Origin of the sequence: Desulfomicrobium baculatum DSM 4028, assembly GCF_000023225.1 — a bacterium.
GTDB lineage: Bacteria > Desulfobacterota > Desulfovibrionia > Desulfovibrionales > Desulfomicrobiaceae > Desulfomicrobium > Desulfomicrobium baculatum.
In genome coordinates this window covers 1,923,268-1,944,163 of sequence record NC_013173.1, presented here as the reverse complement: position 1 = coordinate 1,944,163, position 20,896 = coordinate 1,923,268, and the positions used below count along the sequence as shown (strand labels likewise).

Sequence of the window (20,896 nt, the reverse complement as noted above, 5' to 3'; positions counted from 1 at the left end):
ATTCACGGTGGCGGTTATGATTGCGTCCCGGAATGACGTCACGGTAAAAAGCCGTCATCCCCTTGAAGAAGGGGCGCCTGCCTTTTTAACTCCCTGAAAGTCAAAAAATCACCCTGGCGGGTACGAGCCCGCCCCTCCATGCCGGGCTCATCTTCGCGGGAATGACGCTCAGGGTCCTCGCTCCTATTCGCAGTGATCTCGATACGTTTAAATTATATATTTTTTTTAGGAGTGACTAAATATTTGTACGGATATTTTTGTGCGTTTTGTCGTGATTTTGCCTATTTTATAATATAAATATGTGTGTATTCCTTTAATGTCAGATTGGTATCTTCTTTTTTTGCAGAATTTTTGATCGACGAGGGACGAACGTGGATGGTCATGAAATGAAGGCAACCTGTGTCAGTAAAAAAACAATCGTTTTCATAGTATGCGTTTTTATTTTTATTGCTAACGCGGCATATTCTTCAGCCTTATCCTGGAGTGATGGAAACAGAGTGCATGTCGTTGTGCTGCGTGGGAGTACGACACGTATCGAGTCTGGATACATCACCACTCTTGATGGAGATATGTGTCGGGTTAAATGGGATAAGTGCGATTGTGAAACCGTTGTCCCTGTTGAAAATTTGCATCGATCCTTGAGTGCTGCCCTCAAAGCGGGCAAGAAACAGGACACGGGCGACATATCCTTCGATGATGCGGCGAAATCCGCAGGCAAGATGGGCCTGTTGTATCTTCTTTTGAGTGAGCACGGCGGGAGCTGAGGGCTCTGTCACTGTTATTGGCGACTTGGAGGGACAAATTGGAGGCCCTGCGTAGCCGGATCGAGATTCGACGGCAGAGACTGGGTGCGTCAAAGTGTCGGACAGCGGTGACGGACGGCGACAGGAGACAATGATGCGTGATCGGCAAAACGGGCTGACGGTTAGCTTCCAGGACTTGAACGGTTATGATTTCAACGTGCCGGCACTGCTTGAAGCGCATCCGGTCACAATGCTTATGAGCGTGATGCTCGCGCTGGCGGGGCTCTTTTTCCTGCCGGCTTCAGCCCGGGCTTTTTCCATGGAACTGCCGGTGAATTGCACCGGGGCCGAGTTTTGCGCTCCGCAGAACTATTTCGATCACGACCCTTCACCCGCATACGCTGACTATGTCTGCGGGCCTCTCTCCTACGACACGCACACGGGCACCGATATCCGGATTTCCTACGCGGACATGGAGCGGGGAGTGGCGGTGCTGGCCGTTGCCGACGGGGTGGTGCGCGCCGTGCGGGATGGCGAGGCGGAAGGGGAGATTTCTCTGCGCGGCAAGGCGTCGGTGACAGGGCGCGGGGCGGGCAACGCTGTCGTGGTGGTTCATGGAGGGGGTTTTGAGACCCAATACAGCCATTTGAAGCGAGGCTCGGTGGCCGTGCGCTCGGGTCAACACGTCAAGGCCGGGCACGTCCTCGGGCTGGTGGGGTTGTCCGGCATCACGGAGTTTCCCCATCTGGAGATCAGCGTGCGCCATCAGGACCGACCTGTGGACCCGTATATGGGGCTGGTTTCCGGCGGTTGCGGCGGGCCGCGCGAAGTTCTCTGGAGTCGGGCCGCGCTACATTCCCCCGTGCTGACCTACCGGGCCAGCGGGCTTCTTGAGGCCGGGTTCTTCAACGCGCCGCCCAAAGATCCCATTGCCTTGCTGCGTCGCCACGGCTGGATCGAAGGCCGTGCAGGCGATCCGGACGTCCTGGTCTTCGGCGTGCAGGTTTTCGGGCCTCGGTCAGGGGATGTCTGGACCCTGCGAGTCGTGGGTCCGGACGGCCAGATCCTGGCCGAATCCCGCACAACCCAGGACCGCCACCAGGCCCAGGCCATGCGCTACGTGGGTAAAAAAAGAGGCAAAGGCTGGCAGCCCGGCTTCTATCGGGGAGAGTTCCGCCTGACCAGAGAGGGGGCGGGGGATGTGGTGTCGGTGGTGCGCGGGATTGAGGTGCCGTGAGGAGATCGGAAATAATGACTGCTACGCCATACGGATTTCAGCTCTTCTTGTTTTGTGCGACCATATCGCAAATGTCCATGCAACTCGTTATCTCCTGCCATGTCGCTGTAAATAATCTACAACTTTAAAACTACTTCCAACTTCCCCGGCCATGATTTGCGATGGCCCGTTCATAAATCTCCATCAGCATTCCGTAATTTTTTTCCGCCGTGTACTTGGCTTCGTATTCGCGCCTGGCTTCTTTGCCCATCTCGGCCATCTCTTCAGGATGCGCCCAGGCCCAGGCCACTTTATTCGTCAGGTCGTGCGCATTACCTGGCTCAAAGAGTAGCCCCGTGCGGCCATCCTCGACGATCTCAGCCATTGCACCAAGGCGGGAGGCAATGACGGGCAGGCTGCTGGCGAAGGCTTCAACAAGAGTCATAGGAAAATTCTCGTAGCATTCTGATGGGCACACCAGGAGCCGCGCTCCATGCATGAGTCGCAAAACATCGGCCTGCGGCTGTCTGCCCAGAAGCAAAATGTCCTTCATATTATATCGGTGAATAAAACGTTGAGTCTCACCCAGGAGAGGGCCGTCTCCGGTTACTATGAGCTTGATCTCCGGCAGCGTGCGCCATGCCTGCAACAGGGTTTGAATGCCTTTTTCCGGAGACAAACGGCCGACGAAGAGGGCATAGGGGGGGATCTCTGATGACAGAAATGCGTTCTGTAATCCGTGAGTTGTGACTTCGTTCGCCTCGCTTAGCGCGCTGTCAGTTACGAAATTCGGCTTGACCACGGTCTTGTCGCCCGGAATCCCACCTTGGATGAATTTTTTTCGCGAGAATTCGGTCAAGGCGATATAAAGGGCAACCTGCTCGGACCAGGTTTTCAGAAAACGTTGCGTGGCAAGCATGGTCGCCGCCACTGCGGTGTGCGTCCTTGAGCCGCGCCAACATTTGTGGATCACCCCCGGCCAAGGAATCTTTCTGCCGATACAGTCCTCGCACAACTGGCCACTGCGCATGAGCAGGGAACCAGGGCAGATCAGCCGGTAGTTGTGCAGAGTCAGGGTTACAGGAGTCTTCTCGGCTTTGGCCGCGTGGAGGACGGCGGGCGAGGCCAGAGGGAACGTGTTGTGGATATGCAGCAAGTGGGGGTGATATCTTCTGATGCTTTCCCTCACCTGAAGGTACGCCGTCCTGTTCCACATTGCATTCTTGGCTTGCTTCCAGGACGGCATGACCTCCAAATCCCGGTTGTGGAAGGCAACGGTTTGCACCGCATGTCCTTTTTCTCGCAACAAGGCAGTCTCAGCGGCAAAAACCTGGTCCTCACCACCTGGCTGTCGGTAGTGAGTGTGGAGGATGAGGATTTTCATCGCCACATGTGACAAGAGCTTATGTTGATTGAGGGGACATTAGGGCTTCGTCCCATTGGGTAAAGCTCTGGCGTGCCCTTGGTCTCATGTCTCTGATTGATCAAGCCGATGGCCAAGCCAACCACCGACCAGAACCAGATTCCTCCCATTGGCCCTTCAAGGTAAACATCGAAGGCCGTGTTGATCAGGGCTGCCCCTAGAAAGGTCAGTACCCAGATGCAAACGCTGGCGTGGAAGTCTTCACCTAGGCGTTTCCACTGTTTGTAACGTCTCCATAGCCTGGATAGGAGTGTCAGGAGAAACAATATCCAGATTACAAAACCGGGAACTCCCATGCGAGCGAGGATGGTCAGATGACCGTTGTGCGGACTGCGTAGCGATTTATCGGCCGTAACCTGAAACCCGTCGTCGTCAGCGAGGTTGATTCCAAACCCTTTGCCGGTCCAGAAATACTCCCCGTCGAAAGTGTATGCGATGATCGAGTTCCACCATTCCAGGCGCCAACGTTTGGTTCCGGCTCCTCCAAAATTATCGACATCGGAAAATATGCTTTGAATGTTGTTAGAAAGCTGTTCGATGCTGATGGCGCGATCTCCACGCCTGTATTCCGGCAACATGTCATTGGCTGAACTGAACACGCCAACCAGGACGAACAGGCCAAAAACAAGTCCCAATAATCCAACTCGTTTGAATCGGGCGTTGTAGGCGACAAAAGCAGATGCAATAAGCAGGGCAAGAAATCCGCCACGATTAATGGACGCAGCGATAACAAAACTTACGAGCCAGCAGGGTAGCGTCATCCACGCTGGCAGCATGGGACCCCTGCTTGGCATTGATGGAGCTATGACAAGGTAAAAGGCGATGATTCCAGCGAGTTGGACGCCAACATCGCCCCCCTTGAAAACAATGATTGGCACTCCCCCATCCGGCCCCCACGGCCAACGTGGAAGCATGTCGCCCAGGAATATGTATAAAGGGAACGTAAGAGTGATCCATGCAACAAACCACTTCATGGTCGTGCCGTACCATGATGCTACGGCATGCAGCGACAAGCCCTGGGCAACGAGGAGGGCGACCACCAGGGCAATCGTTCCCCATGCCCAGACCACGCTGTCGCGAAGCGCGTTTATTCCATAAATCTCGACAAATGGAATCGTTCGTGCGGTTCCCCAAATCATGAACAATAAAAGCAGTGCAATGGTCGGATCCTTAATCATTCTCAAGCAGCGCGGACGCAAAATGAGCGCGAGCACTGCCGTGGCGACGATAAGTGTGTCTATATAAAACGGAGCAACTCCGATGTAGGCGAATCCTTTGTTTCCATAGGTATATCCGACTAGCGCAAGTCCTAACATGAAGACGAAGAGACGTGCCGTTCCGCGTAGGCGGTGAGTGGCAGGAATGCGCGAGACAGTGACAGTCCGTGAATCCCGCAACTCCATTCCAAAGTTTTTGGTTGTGAGTTTATTTCGCATGCTCGGTCATGTCCCGTGCTGTGTGCTATTCATTATGCGTTGCGCCATTTATCGTGCTCGGTAGAGTTTGCTCAAGACTTTCACTTTGTTTGGCCAGCAGCAGTTTTGTTGAACCTGTTGCCGTGCGTGATTGCCCATCTGTCGCCATAAATCATTCGAGGTCCCTAATTGTCTTATGATCTCTGCCAATTCGGCCACAGTCTGATCCGGATTTCGGGCGGCGACTTTGAATCCCGTTTCATCAGCGACCTGCACTGCCGGTCCGCCCAAATCCAGACAGATGACCGGGCGACCGGCGGCCAGGGCTTCCATGCACGCCCATCCGCCGGAATCGTGCAGGCTGGGGTGGATCAACGCGTGGCACTGGCCTAACAATTCCAGCGCCGCAGTGCGGGGGAGTTGGCCGAAGAAATGGACCCGGTCAGTCACGCCTAGTTGTTTTGCCAAGCGTTCCAGGCGTCTCCGTTCCGGGCCATCGCCCAAGATCCAGTATTGGGCGTCGGAGAGCCCGCTTTTGGCGAAAGCCATGATTCCCAGGTGAAAACCCTTCCAGTGGAGAAGACGTCCAAGGCTCAGAAAAACTATGGTGTTATGAGATGAATTGGGGAGGGCGCTGAGCAACGTCAGTTCTTCTTCTGACAGGCCAAGCTGAGCGAAAATTTTTACCTGCTGTACCCCCATTCGTCTGAGCCTGGATGCGGTTTCCGGAGTGGTCGCCAGGGCCAGGGTTGCACGTCGCGCAGTGCGGCGCACAAAGGGATCCAATTCGCCTAGTCTTCGGGCCAAGCTGCGGAGGGTTTCGTAAATGATCCCCCGGAGCCCAAAGGATGGCCAGAATGGCAGAGGCGCGGATTCTCCGCCGCCCACCGGCCCCCAGATGAAAGGCACCTCGTCCAAAAATGCCAGGGCGCTCGGTGCCCAGTATTTTACGAAAGTCACGTGCTGAACCAGATCGAATTTCATCTCACGGTGCATTTGACGCACCACGGGAATGGCCGTGAGTTGCCAGAGATAGTAATAGAGTTGGACGCCTTTTTGGCCTCGCTTCCAGAAGCGGGCCCAGGCCGGAAGGTCATGGTAGATGAAGTGCAGCCCCGGAACCGGGTTTCGAGTCAACTCATCTTCGATGGCCTGATGGTTGTTGGATCGGGTGAGAACCCACACTTCGTGACGCTCGGCCATGTGCCGGGCGAAATTCCAGCCCACCCCGGGTTCGGAGCCTTTGTCTGGCTCGCAGGCGTAGGCCGACAGAAGAATTTTCAGTCGCACAACTCACCCCAGACCTTGTAACGCCACTTCTGTAAGGGGGCATCTGCGGCATGGCCATCCGTCAAGCTCTCGTGGCGAGCCATGAGGGCCGTGAGACGGACCACGGCCTCTGCTTCACGCGGTTCAAATTCCATTTTTTGCGAAAGCCAATCCGTGGACTTCAGTCTTGCCTTTTCCGGAGTCCAGTTTTTGAGCAAAAAAGCCGTTTGAAGGACGTGATGTGCCGCATCACTGCCGATGAATCCATCCAGTGCGCCGCACTCCCAATCTACGCAATGCAACCCATGAGGACCGGTTAGAATGTTCCAAGGAGCCAAGTCTCCATGAATGGCTGTCACCGGCCACGGCCGGGATTCCAATATTTCGATCCAGGGTGCGGCAGCAGGGTTTGCGCGAAGGGCGCGTTGCAGCCATGGATGGTCGTGCACCGGAAGCGATTCTGCGCCGTTCTGGAATCTGCGCAGCAGCGTTATCGTATGTGCACAGGGCGCTACACGGCCCGGCAAAGGGGAACCCTGCAAGGCGGAAAGAAATAGTCCGAGCCCGGTTCCGATTTTTTCCAGTTTGAGCGCCTCAGGTCCCAGGCCTTTTGGAAGACCGGTCAGCACGCGAAATTCTTGCTCCAGTCGGCGCATGGCGGCCGGACTCTCCCCGAATTTCATGTATCCCACCGCGATTCCATTGGCGTCTGCGAATTGCACCACCAGCTTTTGCGCCGGACCCGGGGTTCCCAGCAGTGCCGCCACGGGTAGGACATTGTGATCCCACATTTCGGGCAGGCGCGTTCGCAAAACATACGGCACATGAGATTGGCGCGTTTGGCCCGGAACCTGCGCCCATCCCCGCAGCAACCAGCGGCGCACGCGAGCCAGCAGTGTCGTCGCCGGAAAAAGCCTGCTCGCCCTCCAGCGCAGGCCTCGTGGTTGGGCTGAAACGAAAAGGCGCGGTTGCTTCCAATCGGGCATGGCCAAGATGTGCGTGCCTTCCGGGAAAAAGTTTGCCCAGTTCACAGCAGTCCCGCTTTACACATCCGCGCCGTGGTCCGTTTCTGCTGCGCCGTCAGGATGATTTCTTCCACCTCGGCGACCACTTCATCAAGGGGGCGGGCGGCATTGACCACATGCGCGTTCGGCAAGATTCGCGGCAGATCCAGATAGCGCTTCCTCAGTCGCCGGGCTTCATCCAAGGAAACCTCCGGCTTACGGGAACGTGCCACTTCAGCCGGAAGATCAAGGAGGATGAATAGGTCCGGTTTGGGGATGAGGGTGCCAATCAGTCGCGCTGCCCAGAGAGGAGCGCCGTAGCGGTAGCGGCGGGGATCAACCAGAAGGTCTACGTAGTGGCGGTCAAAAATTACGAGCTGGCCCTTTGCTCTTGGACGCAGAACGTATTGCCAGAATCCGAAAATCCATTCCAAAACGAGAAAGCCCAATTTGGCCAAGGAGGAAAGAGTCCCACGCTCCGGTTTGTCGTGTGGTTCGACAACTGGACCCATGTCTTGACTCTTATGGAAAAAAAGCGGTCTCCAATGTGTAATGTGAACATCCATAAATGGTTTGCCACGACCGCGTGTTTCTTTAATGGATTTTGCAATGGTGCTCTTTCCACTTCCATCCAACCCGAGGATTGCAACCCAAGGCGCAGGAGGATTTGCGCAACGTGATATTTGATTTTTCCGATAAATAGCCCAACGAGTGAGGGTGGTGAAGGGTGCACGCCTGAAAGCTCTCCACCATAGCGCGTGACGAAGTGGCCGTATCCATTTTTCGGAAATTTCAGGTCTTTCCTCGCATGCCAAGGAGAACAAACGTTGACCCCAAACCGGTCCAAGGGCGTATTCAAGGGACGCATGGAAAGCCTCTCCTGATTCCTGGGCTGCTTGGATAATCATGGATTTGTATTCTGATTTGAAAAAGCCGCCCAAGAGCAAGTTGGAAAGCCAGCACACCAGCGCTTGAATATGAAGGGGGGCTTCAAGTAATTCGTTAGAGTTTATAATTTTGGCTGAAATTATTTCTTCATTTGAAATAAAATTGGCCCCACGAAACTCAATGGAAGTGAAAATATCAATATGGGCCCATTTCCAGAAAAAAGAATGCAGATAGCTTCTGTTTATATACATTAATGGGAGATCGGTCGATGTTAAAAGGTTTGTCATGTAGCATTTAAAATCATTAGATAATATATCAATATCTCCACCATTTTCTACATGTTTTTTTACATCAGTATTTCGTAGTAGTGTGTAATCTCTATTTTTTTTGAGAAAATTTATAAAATGATCAATATTTTTCACTATTATCTCATTAGTTTGTGATATGAATATTTAGTTTATTTGTGTATGAGTAAAAAATTATAATTCCAAAAATATATGTAAAGAAATATAATAAAAATACATCTTGAATTTTTGTATTTGAGATTAAAAATAATCCAACTATACACGAAAATCCGGCCATAAGCGCATACGCACGGGCTACAGCATCTGATTTCTCCAATGCCCGGAGCATTGAATTCATGACCGAGACGGCGCCCGCCAAAACCGGCAACAGGCCAAGCCAGAGGAGACAGTCTGCATCATGAGTGTATTTCCCACCATACATCCACTCCATGAATTGTGGACCCATGGCGATGAGTAAGAGCCAATAGAGCGAAGCAAGTGTCGAAAGGACCGCCAGGTTGGCTAATGCAAATGGTAGAAGCTTGCCTTGATCCACGGCCCGCACCATCCCCGGCACCAGAAGTTGTCCCAGGGCTCCGTTAACGTGGAGAATCGGCATCAGCAGGTTCATGAGTGCTTTGAAATGCGCTGCGGCCTCAAAGCCATGAAATGCGGGCAGGATGAGATAGAAGATATTTCCCGGCACCCAGGAAAATATTCCCGCCAGCAGTGCCCAGCGTCCGTAGTGCCAATGCAGGTTGTGCACTTCCTCTGCATCCACGACCTGCTCGGTTTCTGTATTCATGCGCCATCGGATAGTTTCCGCCGAAACGAGGCCGGCCACGGCCATGGCCAGGAGCGCGGTGAAGGTGTTGAGTGTGTTCGTGCGTAAAAAGAAGAACGTCTGGGCCAGGTAGAGGAGGAGGTAAAACCCTCCGCCCAGGGCGGCCAGGCGTGGTTTCAGAAGCACGTATGCCCCCCTGCGCACGAGCCATAAATACAGCACGGTCGGGGCCGCGAGGGAGAGTCCAAGGAAGCTCAGCGCGATTTCACGTGCTCCGCAGACCCAAAATCCCAGATGCAGCACGAGAAAGAAAAGACATGCAGCGCCCCCGAAACGCCAGTGGGAGCGCAGGAGAATCCGTTGATATGAGGTGAAAGCCTCGCGGAAGCGTCCCGAGCCGTAGACCAGCATGGGTTCGGTCCAGAGGCCCGTATGCACGGTGCCGAGCAGCAGGAAGATTGCATAGGCCAAGGAAAAGGCCCCGTATGCTGCCGGTTCCAGCCAGCGGGCCAGGAGGATGCTGACCAGAAAATTGGCTCCGGCAAAGAGGGCCTGATCGGTCACGGCCCAAAAGCCCCTTCCTGTCCAATTCCGAAGGGAAGCACGTGTTTCATGCTGTTGTGTTGGAGATTTACACAAAATTGATCTGTGGTTGATGCATGGTTGTTATTTGATACGCTCTAGTCTTGTTGTGCCTGAATCCGGATATTTGAATTGCTGCATCGTCTATCGGATAATTCATGGAGTATTGTATGCGGTATAAGTCAGGCAAAATATGTTGTCGGGGCAAGGTGTTTAGTACGCATTTGTGTTCACAAAACCGCGCCGGATAGTCATCCATAAGATCCAGATATCAAAGGACAGGGTCCAGTTTTCGATGTAATGGAGATCGTGAAGCATGCGTTGTTCCATCTTCTCGACCGTATCCGTTTCGCCCCTCCAGCCGTTGACCTGGGCCCAGCCGGTGATGCCGGGCTTGATCTTCAGGCGCCATATGTAGCCGGGCAGGAGTCTGCGAAAGCTTTCGTTCTGGGCCACGGGATGCGGCCTGGGGCCGACCAGGCTCATGCTGCCGTCCAGCACGTTGAAGAGTTGCGGCAGTTCGTCCAGGGAGGTGCGGCGAAGCACGGCACCGAAAGGAGTGACCCGGCAGTCGTTTTTGACCGCCTGCCTGAATTCGCGTCCGTCCTCCGTCACGCGCATGGTTCTGAATTTCCAGACCCGGATTTCCTCTCCATCCAGCCCATGTCGCCGCTGCCGGAAAAAAACCGGCCCAGGCGAGGTGAGCTTGATGACCAGGGCGATGAGCAGCATCAGCGGGCTGGCGACGATGAGGGCCAGGGTTCCGAGGAGAAGGTCTTCGGCGCGTTTGAGAATTACCTTGCGTTTCGACATGGGCGATGCGGAGAGGGCGATGACGGGTGTTCCGCCGACCTGGAAGGCATTGAGATTCATGAGCTCAAACGTGAAGATGTCCGGGATGATATAGATGTTGGCCGGACTATTGAGGAATTGCCCAAGAACAAAGTGCATGCGTTCTTCGGCGCGAAGGGGCAGGGCGACGAAGACCATGGGGACGCGATGTTCGTTGACGTACCGCACCGCCTGGGCGCAACGCTCCAGAACCGGGACGCCTTCGCATGTGCCGCCGATCTTGGCCGGGTCGTCGTCGAAGGCTGCCACGGGCCTGATTCCAAGTTCCGGATAGGCGTTTATGGTCTGGACCCACTGCCGGGCCAGATTGCCCGCGCCGATCAGCACGGCGTGGCGTTGGTTGCGGCCCCGGCGGCGGTGGACGCGCAGCAGCGCCCGGATGCTCCAGCGTGAACCCAGCAGCATGGCCGCGCCGATGACGATCCAGAGACCGATCTGCAATCGGGAAAAGGCGGCGGTGGACCTCAGCGCCCAGGATATGAGCACCAGACAGAGGAAGGTCAGGATCCAGGCGCCAAGAACGCGGCGGGCCTCGATGATGAAGGGGCGCAGGCGCAATTCGCCGTAGGCTCCGGTCAGTTCTGCGGCAAAGGAGTACACGATGGCGCCGAGCAGGGCACTGATGGCGAGGCTGGCAGGATCGCCAATGGGATGGATTCGATGGGCCACGAGCATGCCACCGGCAATCGCCAGGATTTCTGCGATGCGGGTCAGCGTGGAAATTCCCGGTGAAATATTCGCCATTCCAGGTCCTTGATATTGTTTTTCAAACCATGCATGAACGTCAACGATCATGATGCAAACGTATCGTGACGGAAACGAACAATTTTAGGTATGGTTGTAGCCTGAACGATGATTTTATCGTCTCTTAACCGATTTTACGCGACGGCATTGAAGCGGACTCCATGATTGATATCCACTGTCACGTGCTTCCCGGAATGGACGACGGTCCATCCAGTATGGACGAATCCCTGGCCATGGTCCGTCTGGCCGTGGCTGATGGAATCCGGGGGGCGATCTGCACCCCGCATTGGCATCCACTGTTTTGGCCCAATGAGCGAAACGCCATTGCCATTGCCGTGGATACGCTTCGGCTGCGTTTGCAGGCCGAAGACATTGCTTTTGATGTCTGGCCCGGAAGCGAACTCAGCCTGGACGCCGATCTGGAGGCCGGGCTCGCAGGCGGGCGTCTGGCAACCCTGAACGGCGGATCATGGGTGTTGCTTGAGTTGCCCGGTCCTTTCCCGCCCTCGGGCATCGACAATTTTCTCCTGAATTTTCACCGTTCGGGCCGACGGCTAGTTCTTGCCCACCCCGAACGTTATCCTTTTATCTTGCGCGATCCTGCGCGGCTGCATGCCTGGGTCGAGATGGGCGTGGCCGTGCAGATCACGGCGGCCAGCCTGCTCGGCAGACTGGGGCCTGAAATCGCAACACTGTGCCGCATTCTGCTGGAGCACCGGTTGGTTCATTTCCTGGCCAGCGATGGCCATGGTGTCGAAAATCGTCGTCCCTTGCTGCGGGAGGCTTGCAGGGTTGCGGGCGAAATTGCGGGGATCGATGATGCCATGCGACTGACCGAGATGCACCCTCAGGCGGTGGTTCACAACGAGCCTTTGCCCCTGACGGATTTCACGCCCTTGTCCCTGCCCAGAAAACGCTCTTGGTTCAAATTCTGGTGAGAATTCGCCTGGCGCTGCGTATCGTGTTGTCCGGCGCTCACGGCAATGAGCCGGGCAATGCCGTCCTATGCAATTCCTGCGGACAACTGTTCCGTGCGAGCAGGCTGCGGTCTGCTATCTGCAAGAACGAAAGCGCATGCTCCCTTTCTTCAAGGGGGTGAAACCTTTTTGCCGCGCCAGTCGTTTTACGCGCCAATGCAACCAGCGAACTTTGGACGTTACCTCGGGCTGGCTTCGCTGCCGCCCCCGCCGCCTCCGCCCCCACCCCCACCGCCGGCCAGGGCCATGCCCGTGGCAGCCAGGATGGCCAGGGCTCCCGCTCCAACGGCCAGACCGCTGAACGAGGTTTCCGCTTGGTGAGACGCGGAAGTGAAGCTCAGCGAGTTTTCTCCCGGCGCAGGATGTCGGGGCAGGAAGATGGCGTTGCCTGCATGAACTAGTTTTTGCCCATCTATGGCCACAAGCTTGAGCGAGCCTTTGCGCATGGCCAGGATCGCATTGCCTTTTTGAGTGTCTATCTGGAGGGTGCCCCTCACAACCTCGTCGGAACTGGCCGGAATAAGGTAGCTGTTGGTGTCTGCTGAATCCTGAAAAGGAGTCTTGATCGCCAGCGGTTTGGCATCGGAACGCAGTGCGAAACCAAGCTCGCCCTCCATGATGGTGACCAGATATCTGGTGCTCCCTTCTTCCAGGGAAAAAACGGTCTTGTCGGCGCCGATGAGCTGCAATCCGTCAGCTTCGACCACGCATTCTCCCGTACACGCCATGAGCATCCCCGAAGGTGCCGGTATTTCCTTGTCCACGACGAGGCCGGTGGCCAGCAGGGTTACGTGATTCGTGGGTATCAGCATGGGGGACGAACCAGCCGCGGCCAGTAGCGGTTGCATGATCAACATGACCGAGATCAGGAATGCGAGAAGCTGTTGGGGCATGATGGTTGCCTGCTTTGTTCGTGGTGGTTCGCGCCTGTCGCCTTTGGGCTGTCGTTATCGCGAAAATAAGTTTGGCGATGATGGCCGTATATCTGTACGACGCGCCAATATCAGTTCAGCAAAAAAACAATTTGTGCTGTGTAAGTCAATACTTACAATTACGGTGTGAAGTACTTCCGCGTTACGTATGTTTATGTAGATACTGAGTGCCCAGACTTCTGAAAAAGAGTACTTGGGGCGACTGCAAAAAGCCGTCACCCCTATGTAAAAAGGGAAGGACTCAATCGCCTGTAAACGCAGGATGCTTCCAACCCCTGCTGGGCGAGCGTTTGCGGGAATGGCTTTGACGGTCTTTTGCGTGTTTTCGCATGGCATTTCCGGAACGTTAACCGGGCGCAATGAATTCTGAATCTTCTCGTTGCGGCGGACGGCCTACTGAGACGGTGGCGTGTAGCCGACACCAAACAGCCCCGCCCCAAGCGTCAGGCGCAGCCCCTGGACAAAGGTGCCGACCGCGCTTGATTCCACAAAGATGACGTCGCGGTCCCGGACTTTAAGTTTGCCGGTTTCGCCGGTCTGCAGCTCGGCGAGGGACAGCTTGGCCACCTCCCTCCTGCCTTCGCCGAGGTAGCGGATGAGCTTGACGTTCTTGGCATCGGCAAAGGACTGCAGGCCGCCTGCGGCGACAATGGCCTCCTGGACGGACATTTCCTTGCGGATGGGGTATGATCCGGCCTTGCGGACTGCTCCGTCGACATAGACCGAGCCCGCTTCCGGCACGTAGATGACATCCCCGCCTTTGATGCCCACATTGAGATTGCCCTGCCCATCCTTGACCAGCTGGTCCAGGTCGATGACCAGCGAGCTCGCGTCTTCACTGCTTTCCGGCTTGCGGCGAATCTGCACGGTCCTTCCGGCCGCGTCGCTCAAGCCTTCGGCCATGGCGAGCACGTCCATGAGGTTCATGCTGGCGTAAAAATCATAGGTACCAGGCTTTTTGAGCGCCCCCATCATGGTGATTTTCGACCCGAACTGTTCCTTGACGAAGATGGTTATGTGAGGGTCCTGAAGGTATTTCTCCCGATAAAGCTCCTCCACGTGCCGTTCCGCCTCCAGTACGGAAAGGCCGGCGATCCGCACCGTGCTCAAGAGCGGCAGGGTAACGCTTCCGCGCGCGCTGACCCGTGTCTCGATGCTCAGGTCCGGCGCTTCGAAGATGGTCAGTTCAATGAGATCCCCGCCGCCGATGACGTAGTCCTCGTAAATGGGCGTGGCGGTGAAGGATTCGTAGAGCTTTCCGTTCAGTTCGGCCACTTCCAGCGCGTTGTATTCCGTTGCGGCGGGGTCGGCCAACTGATCGAGTTCGGTTGTGGCGGCCGGACCTTTGGCTCCGCATGCCAGACACAGGATCAGGGGGGCCATGGGCAGAAGCCGCAGGCAGAGGACGCTCACTTTCTGTGCGGTGCGGCTGAGCGCGATGAGGAAGGGCAGGATTTTTTTCATGTCGGGATCCGTTTTTTGTTGGTAATTTCTTGGATAATTGCGGCGGCGTTGCCGATGCCCGTCTGCCATCGCTGCGCGTGATGCTGATGCGTTATGCGAAATGAGTGATGCGTTTGAGATTGGTCTGAAGACTAATTATTGATGTATTTGAATAAGTATTATTATGTATTTTTATTTTTTGTGTGTACGTAATTATTTATATATGATTTATATTTTATGCACATAAAGACTTATTTGCGTGTTTTCTGTTTTTTATGCGATTGACAATGCTTTGTTGACATGGATAGGCGGTTCGATGTTCAAGTAGTCGTAACCTGTATATGTTGACAAGGTTTTTTGTATATGCGTGAAAATGGCCCTTTGGATTCGCTTCCTTCTGGTAGTCCTTCTTTTTTCCCGGCCGTGCACCCAAGTCAGGCCGTGGTGCATGCATCGGAATTTCCAGCGTCATTTCCGCAGGCGGAAGACGAGATCGATCTGCGGGACTGCCTGGAGGTGCTTGTTCGCCGTAAATGGCTCATCGGCGGTGTGCTGTTCGCTGTTTTCGTGACCACGTTCATCGTGACTCTGGCCATGACCCCGATTTACAAGGCCACGGGCAAGCTTGAATTCAATCTGCAGCCGCCCAAGGTCACCACGTTTGAGGACATGCTCGTTCCCCAGACTCAGACCCGGGAGTTCATGAACACCCAGACCAAGCTGCTCACCTCCGACTCGCTGGCGTGGCGGGTGATCGAAACCCTCGATCTGGTCCACAACCCTCGCTTCAACACGGAGATCACGGCCGAGGGCGAGGATTCCGGCGGCATTCTGAGCGATCTTCGCCGCATGCTGACCACGATGCCCGGCCAGGGCGAGGACCTTGATGCGCAGGTCCGGGAGGCCGAGGTGCAGCAGCGACTGCTCAAGGTCTTCTTGGACAATCTGGAGATCAAGGCGGAGCGGGACACCACCATCCTGAACCTGGCCTTTTCCTCCCCGGACCCGGCGCTGGCCCGGGACGTGGTCAACACGTTCATCGGCTCCTTCATCGCCTGGCAGCTTGACAAAAAGATCGGGGCCGCCGGCGTGGCCAACGAGCAGTTGCGCAAGCAGGTCGAGGTGGCGCGGATCCGCCTGGAGAAATCCGAAGCGGAGATGAACGCTTTTGCCCAGAAAGCAGGCATCGTCTCTTTGGATAGCCGCATGAACCTTGTTTACAAGCAGCTTGAGGAGATCAATTCCGCCCTGGCCCTGGCCCATGCCCAGCGCCTCGGCAGGGAGGCCCTGGATGCGCAGGCCCGTGAAGTCGGCGTTTCGGCCCTGCCCATGGTCATCGACAATCCGCTCATTCAGGAACTTCGGCAGCAATACGTCCAGCTTGAGTCCCAATACGAGGATAAGCTTGTCGTCTTCAAGCCCGATTACCCTGAGGCCAGGCGGCTGAAGGCCCGGCTCGACGATGTCGCATCCAAGATCCGCCATGAGGAGAGCAGGATCCAGGGCGGCATCCGCAACGACTATCTTGTGGCCCTCAAAAACGAGGAGTCCCTGCGCACGCAGGCCGATCTGGCCAAGACCAGCGCCCTGGATCTGAACGATCGGGCCACGCAGTACAAGATTCTTGAGCGCGAAGTCGAGACAAACAAGGAGATTCATCAGTCCCTGCTGCAGCGCGGCAAGGAGATCGACGCAACGGTGGGCACGGACATCAGCAATATCCAGGTGGTGGACCACGCCTTGCTCCCGGTGAAGGCGGACAAGCCGCGTATCCAGCTGAACCTGATGCTGAGCATCGGGATCGGTCTGCTGCTTGGCGTGGCCGCCGCCTTCCTGCTCGAATTTCTGGATAACACGATCAAAAGCATTGATGAGATCACCGACCGCTTCGGCATCGGCATCCTGGGCGTGCTCCCGGAAGCCGAAAAGAAATTCGCGGACAGGCTGGACCGCCTGGTGGTTTCCGATCCCCGGGCGGGGTTTTCCGAGGCCATCCGCACCACCCGCGTCTCCATTCAGCTGTCCACCGCCGCCGAGGGCGGCACCCGTACGCTGCTCATCACCAGCACTTCGGAAGGGGAGGGCAAGTCGACCATCGCGGTGAACATGGCCCTGACCTTTGCCGCCGCAGGCGACAGGGTGCTCATCATCGACGCGGATCTGCGCAGGCCCAGATTGCACCAGGTGTTTTCCCCGTCCGCTTCAGGCGGTGGGGGACTGAGCGAACTGCTCATCGGCAGCAAGAGTCTGGACGATGTGATCTGCGCCACCGAGCATGAGAACTTGTTTTTCATCCCGGCGGGATTGGTGCCCCCCAACCCTGCCGAGCTTCTGGCCTCCAGGCGGATGCGTATGTACTTGGAACAATTGCATGAGGATTTCGACCGCATCATTATCGACGGCCCGCCATCGGTGGGTTTCGCCGATGTGCTCGTGCTCAGCAGCCTGGCCAGCGGAGTCATTCTGATAAGCACCCTGGGCAGGACCCACAGGCAGGCGCTGCGTCTGTTTCGGCGCTCTTTGCTCAATATCAACGCCCGGCTGCTGGGCACCATCGTCAATCGCCTCAATGTGCAGAACCGGTTTGGGGATTATTATTCCAAATATGGCAGGTATTATTACCATCCTTACGCCTACGGCGACGGCAGTACCGAACGTGCGCAGGGCGGCGTTCCGCAACTGGAAGAACCCCGCGCGTCCTGACTCGCCGAATGCGTTCTGGGCTGCGGTGCGTGGAAGGTGAGGGGACATAATTGGCAGCATCACGGTCGTGTCCATGAAGTCAAACCAGGGCCGGTATCTGTGCGCCGCTTTGAGCGTCGGGCTGGGCTGCGTTTTGCTTTTCGTGGCGTTTTGCTCCTCCCGCTTCGCTGTCCGGGACCTGGATTTTGTGTTGCGCAGTCCGTGGATGGAGCCCTGGGCCCAGACCTGGTTGTGGCGAGGAGACCGCGCGAGATTTCAGGACCTGGACACCGTCCGCGCCATGGACGCGTATTGGCGCGGGGTCGGTCGCAATCCGCTTTTGCTCGGCGGCTGGTTCGCCCTGGCCCGCTTGGAGCGACAGCTCGACGCGGGGCCTCGCTCGGACGCTCTGCATGATTTCCTGCTCGCGCACGCTCCCGTCTCCACTCCCTGGCGTTGGCACCAGTTGCTGCTGGCCGCTGACAGAAGGGATGAGGCCCGGTTTGAGCACGCCTTCAATTTTGTGTTGAAACGCCAGTCCGGATATCGCCAGGAAGCTGTGGAAATGGCGCTGGGGTTCTGGGGCGGGTGGCCCGCCATCCTCCGTCATACGGATTGCGAAAACAGGTGGACGCTGCTTGCGGAATGCATGGCCAGACAGGCGGTCGACACGTGCATCGGGCTGTATCCGCTTCTGGAGAGTGACTGCGGCGCGATCCTTGAGCCCCTGCGGCAGGCTGAATTCATGGATTTTCTGCTCAGAAACAAAAGGTGGGACGAGGCTGTCGCCGCCGGGCAAAGCGGCGGGTTGTTCCGAAACGATCGCGTGACCAATGGCCATTTTGACGCGCCCGTGTCCGGCAAGGCCTTTGACTGGCGGATGGGCAGAGTTGCGGGCGTCGAAACGAAGCGGGAGCCTCGCGACGGAGTCGGGGCTCACTCCGCCATGCGTTTTCATTTTCTTGGCACCGTTAACCTGCGTTTCGCCCATTTCTGGCAGTATCTGCCGCTTCGGCCCGGAACAACCTGCGAACTGCGCTTTTTCTGGAAGTCGAGGCGGCTGAACACGGACCAGGGCATGTACGCGGAAGTGCGGGGCGTGGGTTGCGACGGGTTGTCCGTGCGCAGCCCCGCGATCACCGGCACCCGGGACTGGAGCGCGGAAAATCTGATTTTTGATGTGCCTGATCAGTGCCGGATGGCGAAAATCGCGTTCCAGCGCGACGAAAGTCTGAAATTTGACAGTAAAATCAGGGGAGACGTGTGGATCGATGCCGTGGAACTGGTTGAAAAGTCGAGCGCGAGATAGAAAGAGCGGACAGGGCGGGGATTCATCCCTGCGGCGGCTCCTTCACATTATTGCCGAGGAGCACGGGGTGCACGCCTTCATTGCGCGCGCGACCGGGGATCAGGGCGTGGTGACGGCGGCCAGAACCCTGGCCCAGCCCCTGCTTCGCGGCGAGGATGTGCCGGAGCACTGCCGCACGTTGTGCCGGAGCTTCGGCGTTTCCGAGGGGCTTCTGCGATCCAGGCTGTGGGCCATGGCGTCGCTTTTTCCCGGCTCGCCGGTCCGGCTCGCGCCGTACCGGATTCTGGACCTTATGCCCGGGGCGGGACCGAAACTCGTCCAGGGTGCGTTTCGCAAGCTGTGCCTCACCTGGCATCCCGATTTGAATCCGGGCGATCCCGAGGCCGCCAGGCGATTTTTGCAGATCAAGGCCGCTTACGACATGCTGGCAGCGGCCGGGGAGGCGTGCGGACAGTCGGCAGGGGCGGCAGGGTCCGGGGCCTGCGCCTGGGACGACGTCGCCTATGGCCGGCCGCGTCGGACCCGGACCCGCATGCGACTCCTGATGCCGCTCATTCTTGTGGTGGGGGTCCTTGTTCTGGCCGTGGCGGTGACGGATCTTGAGAGCCCTCGCGTGCGTTCCGCGTTCCTGTCCAGCGTGGCGGCTGTGGGGTTTGGTCCTGTCATCGACGCCTCGGTTTGCTCCGGTTCGGTCCTTAAGCTGGAACCGTCCTGTCTTCCTCGCTGCACTGGAAGGACCGCGTCAACGCCTGGCGGCGAGACGAACCATCCCCACCGCTAGAGGGCCTTTTGCGGTCTTACCGGATGCCGGAAAATCCCGTGTTCCGTGATGTGGAAGTGGAACGCGGCCATGGTCACCGCGGTCAGTTGATTGGCCGGAATGGCGTTGTTGAACTCCACCCAGCCGTGCAGCATGTATCCTCCCAGAGCCGCCAGGGAACCCGCGGCCAGGAGCAGGCGGTCGGGATCCATGGTCGTGCGCGCGCGCCACAGAAGAACGGCCCGCAGGCACCACAGTCCCCAGATACCCCCGATGAGAACGCAGGCGGCAGGCAGACCCAGTTCCACGGCAGTCTCGAGGTAGTCGTTGTGGGCATGGTCGGCCCGCCGTTCCGGGCTGAAGGCGTTCTGGTAGGCGCGGGAAGCCTCGGGATAGGTTCCCAGCCCGGTGCCGGTCAGGGGGTGGTCCTGCAGGATTTTCCAACCGTCTTTCCACATCTCCACCCTTCCGGCCATACCGTGGTCGAGCTGCAGGAATCGGTTTGTCAGGCCTTCAAGGCCGATGACCGCCCCGTACCCGAGCATGATGATCCAGCAGGTCGCCAGGGCGACGGCCACCCGTTTGCGCCAGAGCCCGGCAAAAAGAGAGAGTAGGGTGAACGCGAGCATGGCAGCCAGAATGCCGCCCCGTGACTGACTGAAGAACAGGGCGAGAACGACCAGGGCAAGGCAGAAGATGCCGAAGGCTTTTTTCTGCACGAGGAGTTGCGCCCGTTGCCGCTCGCCCAGGATTTGTTCCATTTTGCGCGGGGATTTGAGGACCAGGAGGTAGGCCAGGAGCACGGGCCAGAGCAGTCCCAGAAAAGCCGCGAAATGGTTGCGGTTGATGAACGTGCCGCGTGCGTACCCTTTGTATGCCTGTCCGGTGGCCGCGTGGGTGTCCCACAATACGCCCAGGGAAGGAAGCAGGGTCTGGGCGATGCCGTACATGGCTTGCAGTCCGGCCAGCACGAAAAGAAAGTGCAGAAGCCAGGTCGGCAATTTCGCCTCGCGAGATAACGCCTGGCTCAGCAATACAGCAAAAATAACCAGGAAGAGCCACCAGACCAGCTGCGTCCAGGTCGTCAGGAGATCGTAGCTGATGGTCACGTTGGAGGTGTTCCCAAATTGAAGCAGGGCCTGGGTCCATTGGGCGCGGACCGGCGAGAGGATTTCAAGCAGCGCGGCTGGGAGCGGGATGGTCTGCGCGAGCGGCACGAGCAGCAGTGCGCACGCCATGCCCGCAAAGCCGCTTAAACGCTTTGCGGACGCGGGAATCGAGTGCCGCAAAAGCCATGCCCCCAGGCAGATGAAGAAAAGTCCGGCCACGCTTTGCCAGATCCAGGGTCTGGCGCCGCCGAAGAAAAAAGTCAGCAGCGCTATGGGTGCAAGGACCAGCACGCGCAGCGTCTTCGTTTCGCGCTCCCGATCCGGCAGGATCGCGGTGTCGGAGAAGCGCGTCCAATGCCGAACAAGCTCGTGAGAGGCCATTGTGGAATCCTCGTCGCAGCCGGGATGGAGCATGTCCGCAATCACGCGGGGGTTAAATCGCGCCATGGCCGCTCTGAGCGGACTTTTCGCGCGTCCTGC

16 protein-coding genes are annotated in these 20,896 nt (G+C 57.1%); 6 read left to right on the top strand and 10 right to left on the bottom strand.

Annotation, left to right across the window (positions count from 1 at the left end):
* Positions 1–371 precede the first annotated feature (371 nt).
* Positions 372–764, top strand: coding sequence for a hypothetical protein (locus tag DBAC_RS08555; RefSeq protein WP_143890863.1), 393 nt, complete (start codon positions 372–374; stop codon positions 762–764).
* 130 nt (positions 765–894) lie between these two features.
* Positions 895–1,980, top strand: a complete 1,086-nt coding sequence (locus DBAC_RS08550) for a M23 family metallopeptidase (RefSeq protein ID WP_081434403.1) — start codon at positions 895–897, stop codon at positions 1,978–1,980.
* Positions 1,981–2,110: 130 nt separating this feature from the next.
* On the opposite strand, the gene DBAC_RS08545 is transcribed toward DBAC_RS08550, so the two are convergent.
* From DBAC_RS08545 to DBAC_RS08515, 7 genes are all read right to left on the bottom strand, one after another.
* Positions 2,111–3,343, bottom strand: coding sequence for a glycosyltransferase family 4 protein (locus tag DBAC_RS08545; RefSeq protein ID WP_015773886.1), 1,233 nt, complete (start codon positions 3,341–3,343; stop codon positions 2,111–2,113).
* Positions 3,340–4,818, bottom strand: coding sequence for an O-antigen ligase family protein (locus tag DBAC_RS08540; RefSeq protein WP_015773885.1), 1,479 nt, complete (start codon positions 4,816–4,818; stop codon positions 3,340–3,342). Before DBAC_RS08540 ends, DBAC_RS08545 begins: the two co-directional genes overlap by 4 nt.
* A gap of 48 nt (positions 4,819–4,866) precedes the next feature.
* Entirely contained in the window at positions 4,867–6,087 is a 1,221-nt protein-coding gene (locus tag DBAC_RS08535; RefSeq protein WP_015773884.1) for a glycosyltransferase family 4 protein, read from the bottom strand.
* Positions 6,078–6,833 carry a phosphotransferase family protein gene (locus tag DBAC_RS08530; RefSeq protein ID WP_167320926.1) on the bottom strand — a complete coding sequence of 252 codons (756 nt, stop codon included), beginning with the start codon at positions 6,831–6,833 and terminating at the stop codon, positions 6,078–6,080. Before DBAC_RS08530 ends, DBAC_RS08535 begins: the two co-directional genes overlap by 10 nt.
* Positions 6,834–7,093: 260 nt before the next feature.
* The gene (locus tag DBAC_RS18390; RefSeq protein ID WP_143890862.1) at positions 7,094–8,380 is read right to left on the bottom strand and encodes a nucleoside/nucleotide kinase family protein; all 1,287 of its coding nucleotides are present in this window, start codon (positions 8,378–8,380) and stop codon (positions 7,094–7,096) included.
* A gap of 10 nt (positions 8,381–8,390) precedes the next feature.
* Complete coding sequence (locus DBAC_RS08520) at positions 8,391–9,590, bottom strand: MATE family efflux transporter (RefSeq protein ID WP_015773882.1); 1,200 nt, start codon at positions 9,588–9,590, stop codon at positions 8,391–8,393.
* A gap of 231 nt (positions 9,591–9,821) precedes the next feature.
* Positions 9,822–11,204, bottom strand: a complete 1,383-nt coding sequence (locus DBAC_RS08515) for an undecaprenyl-phosphate glucose phosphotransferase (RefSeq protein WP_015773881.1) — start codon at positions 11,202–11,204, stop codon at positions 9,822–9,824.
* A 161-nt stretch (positions 11,205–11,365) separates the two neighbouring features.
* Between DBAC_RS08515 and DBAC_RS08510 the strand changes: the two genes are divergently transcribed.
* Positions 11,366–12,142 (top strand): tyrosine-protein phosphatase, encoded by a 777-nt coding sequence (locus DBAC_RS08510; RefSeq protein ID WP_015773880.1) that lies wholly within the window; start codon positions 11,366–11,368, stop codon positions 12,140–12,142.
* Positions 12,143–12,360: 218 nt separating this feature from the next.
* Here the strand turns inward: DBAC_RS08510 and DBAC_RS08505 are convergent, their stop codons facing one another.
* Together DBAC_RS08505 and DBAC_RS08500 are read right to left on the bottom strand one after the other, a co-directional pair.
* A complete protein-coding gene (locus DBAC_RS08505) occupies positions 12,361–13,074 on the bottom strand; it encodes a hypothetical protein (RefSeq protein ID WP_015773879.1) in 714 nt (237 codons plus the stop codon).
* A 432-nt stretch (positions 13,075–13,506) separates the two neighbouring features.
* Complete coding sequence (locus DBAC_RS08500; RefSeq protein ID WP_015773878.1) at positions 13,507–14,577, bottom strand: polysaccharide biosynthesis/export family protein; 1,071 nt, start codon at positions 14,575–14,577, stop codon at positions 13,507–13,509.
* Positions 14,578–15,000: 423 nt separating this feature from the next.
* Here DBAC_RS08500 and DBAC_RS08495 point away from each other — a divergent pair, with 423 nt between their 5' ends.
* The 3 genes from DBAC_RS08495 to DBAC_RS08485 all read left to right on the top strand — a co-directional run bounded on the left by DBAC_RS08495 (position 15,001) and on the right by DBAC_RS08485 (position 19,328).
* Positions 15,001–17,259 (top strand): GumC family protein, encoded by a 2,259-nt coding sequence (locus DBAC_RS08495; RefSeq protein WP_167320925.1) that lies wholly within the window; start codon positions 15,001–15,003, stop codon positions 17,257–17,259.
* 73 nt (positions 17,260–17,332) lie between these two features.
* Positions 17,333–18,547: a hypothetical protein gene (locus DBAC_RS08490; protein WP_015773876.1), complete on the top strand. Its 1,215-nt coding sequence runs from the start codon at positions 17,333–17,335 to the stop codon at positions 18,545–18,547.
* 67 nt (positions 18,548–18,614) lie between these two features.
* Positions 18,615–19,328, top strand: a complete 714-nt coding sequence (locus tag DBAC_RS08485) for a J domain-containing protein (protein WP_015773875.1) — start codon at positions 18,615–18,617, stop codon at positions 19,326–19,328.
* Here the strand turns inward: DBAC_RS08485 and DBAC_RS08480 are convergent.
* Complete coding sequence (locus DBAC_RS08480) at positions 19,325–20,863, bottom strand: O-antigen ligase family protein (protein ID WP_015773874.1); 1,539 nt, start codon at positions 20,861–20,863, stop codon at positions 19,325–19,327. The two genes, DBAC_RS08485 and DBAC_RS08480, sit on opposite strands and share 4 nt — an antisense overlap.
* Between the last annotated feature and the right edge of the window lie 33 nt (positions 20,864–20,896).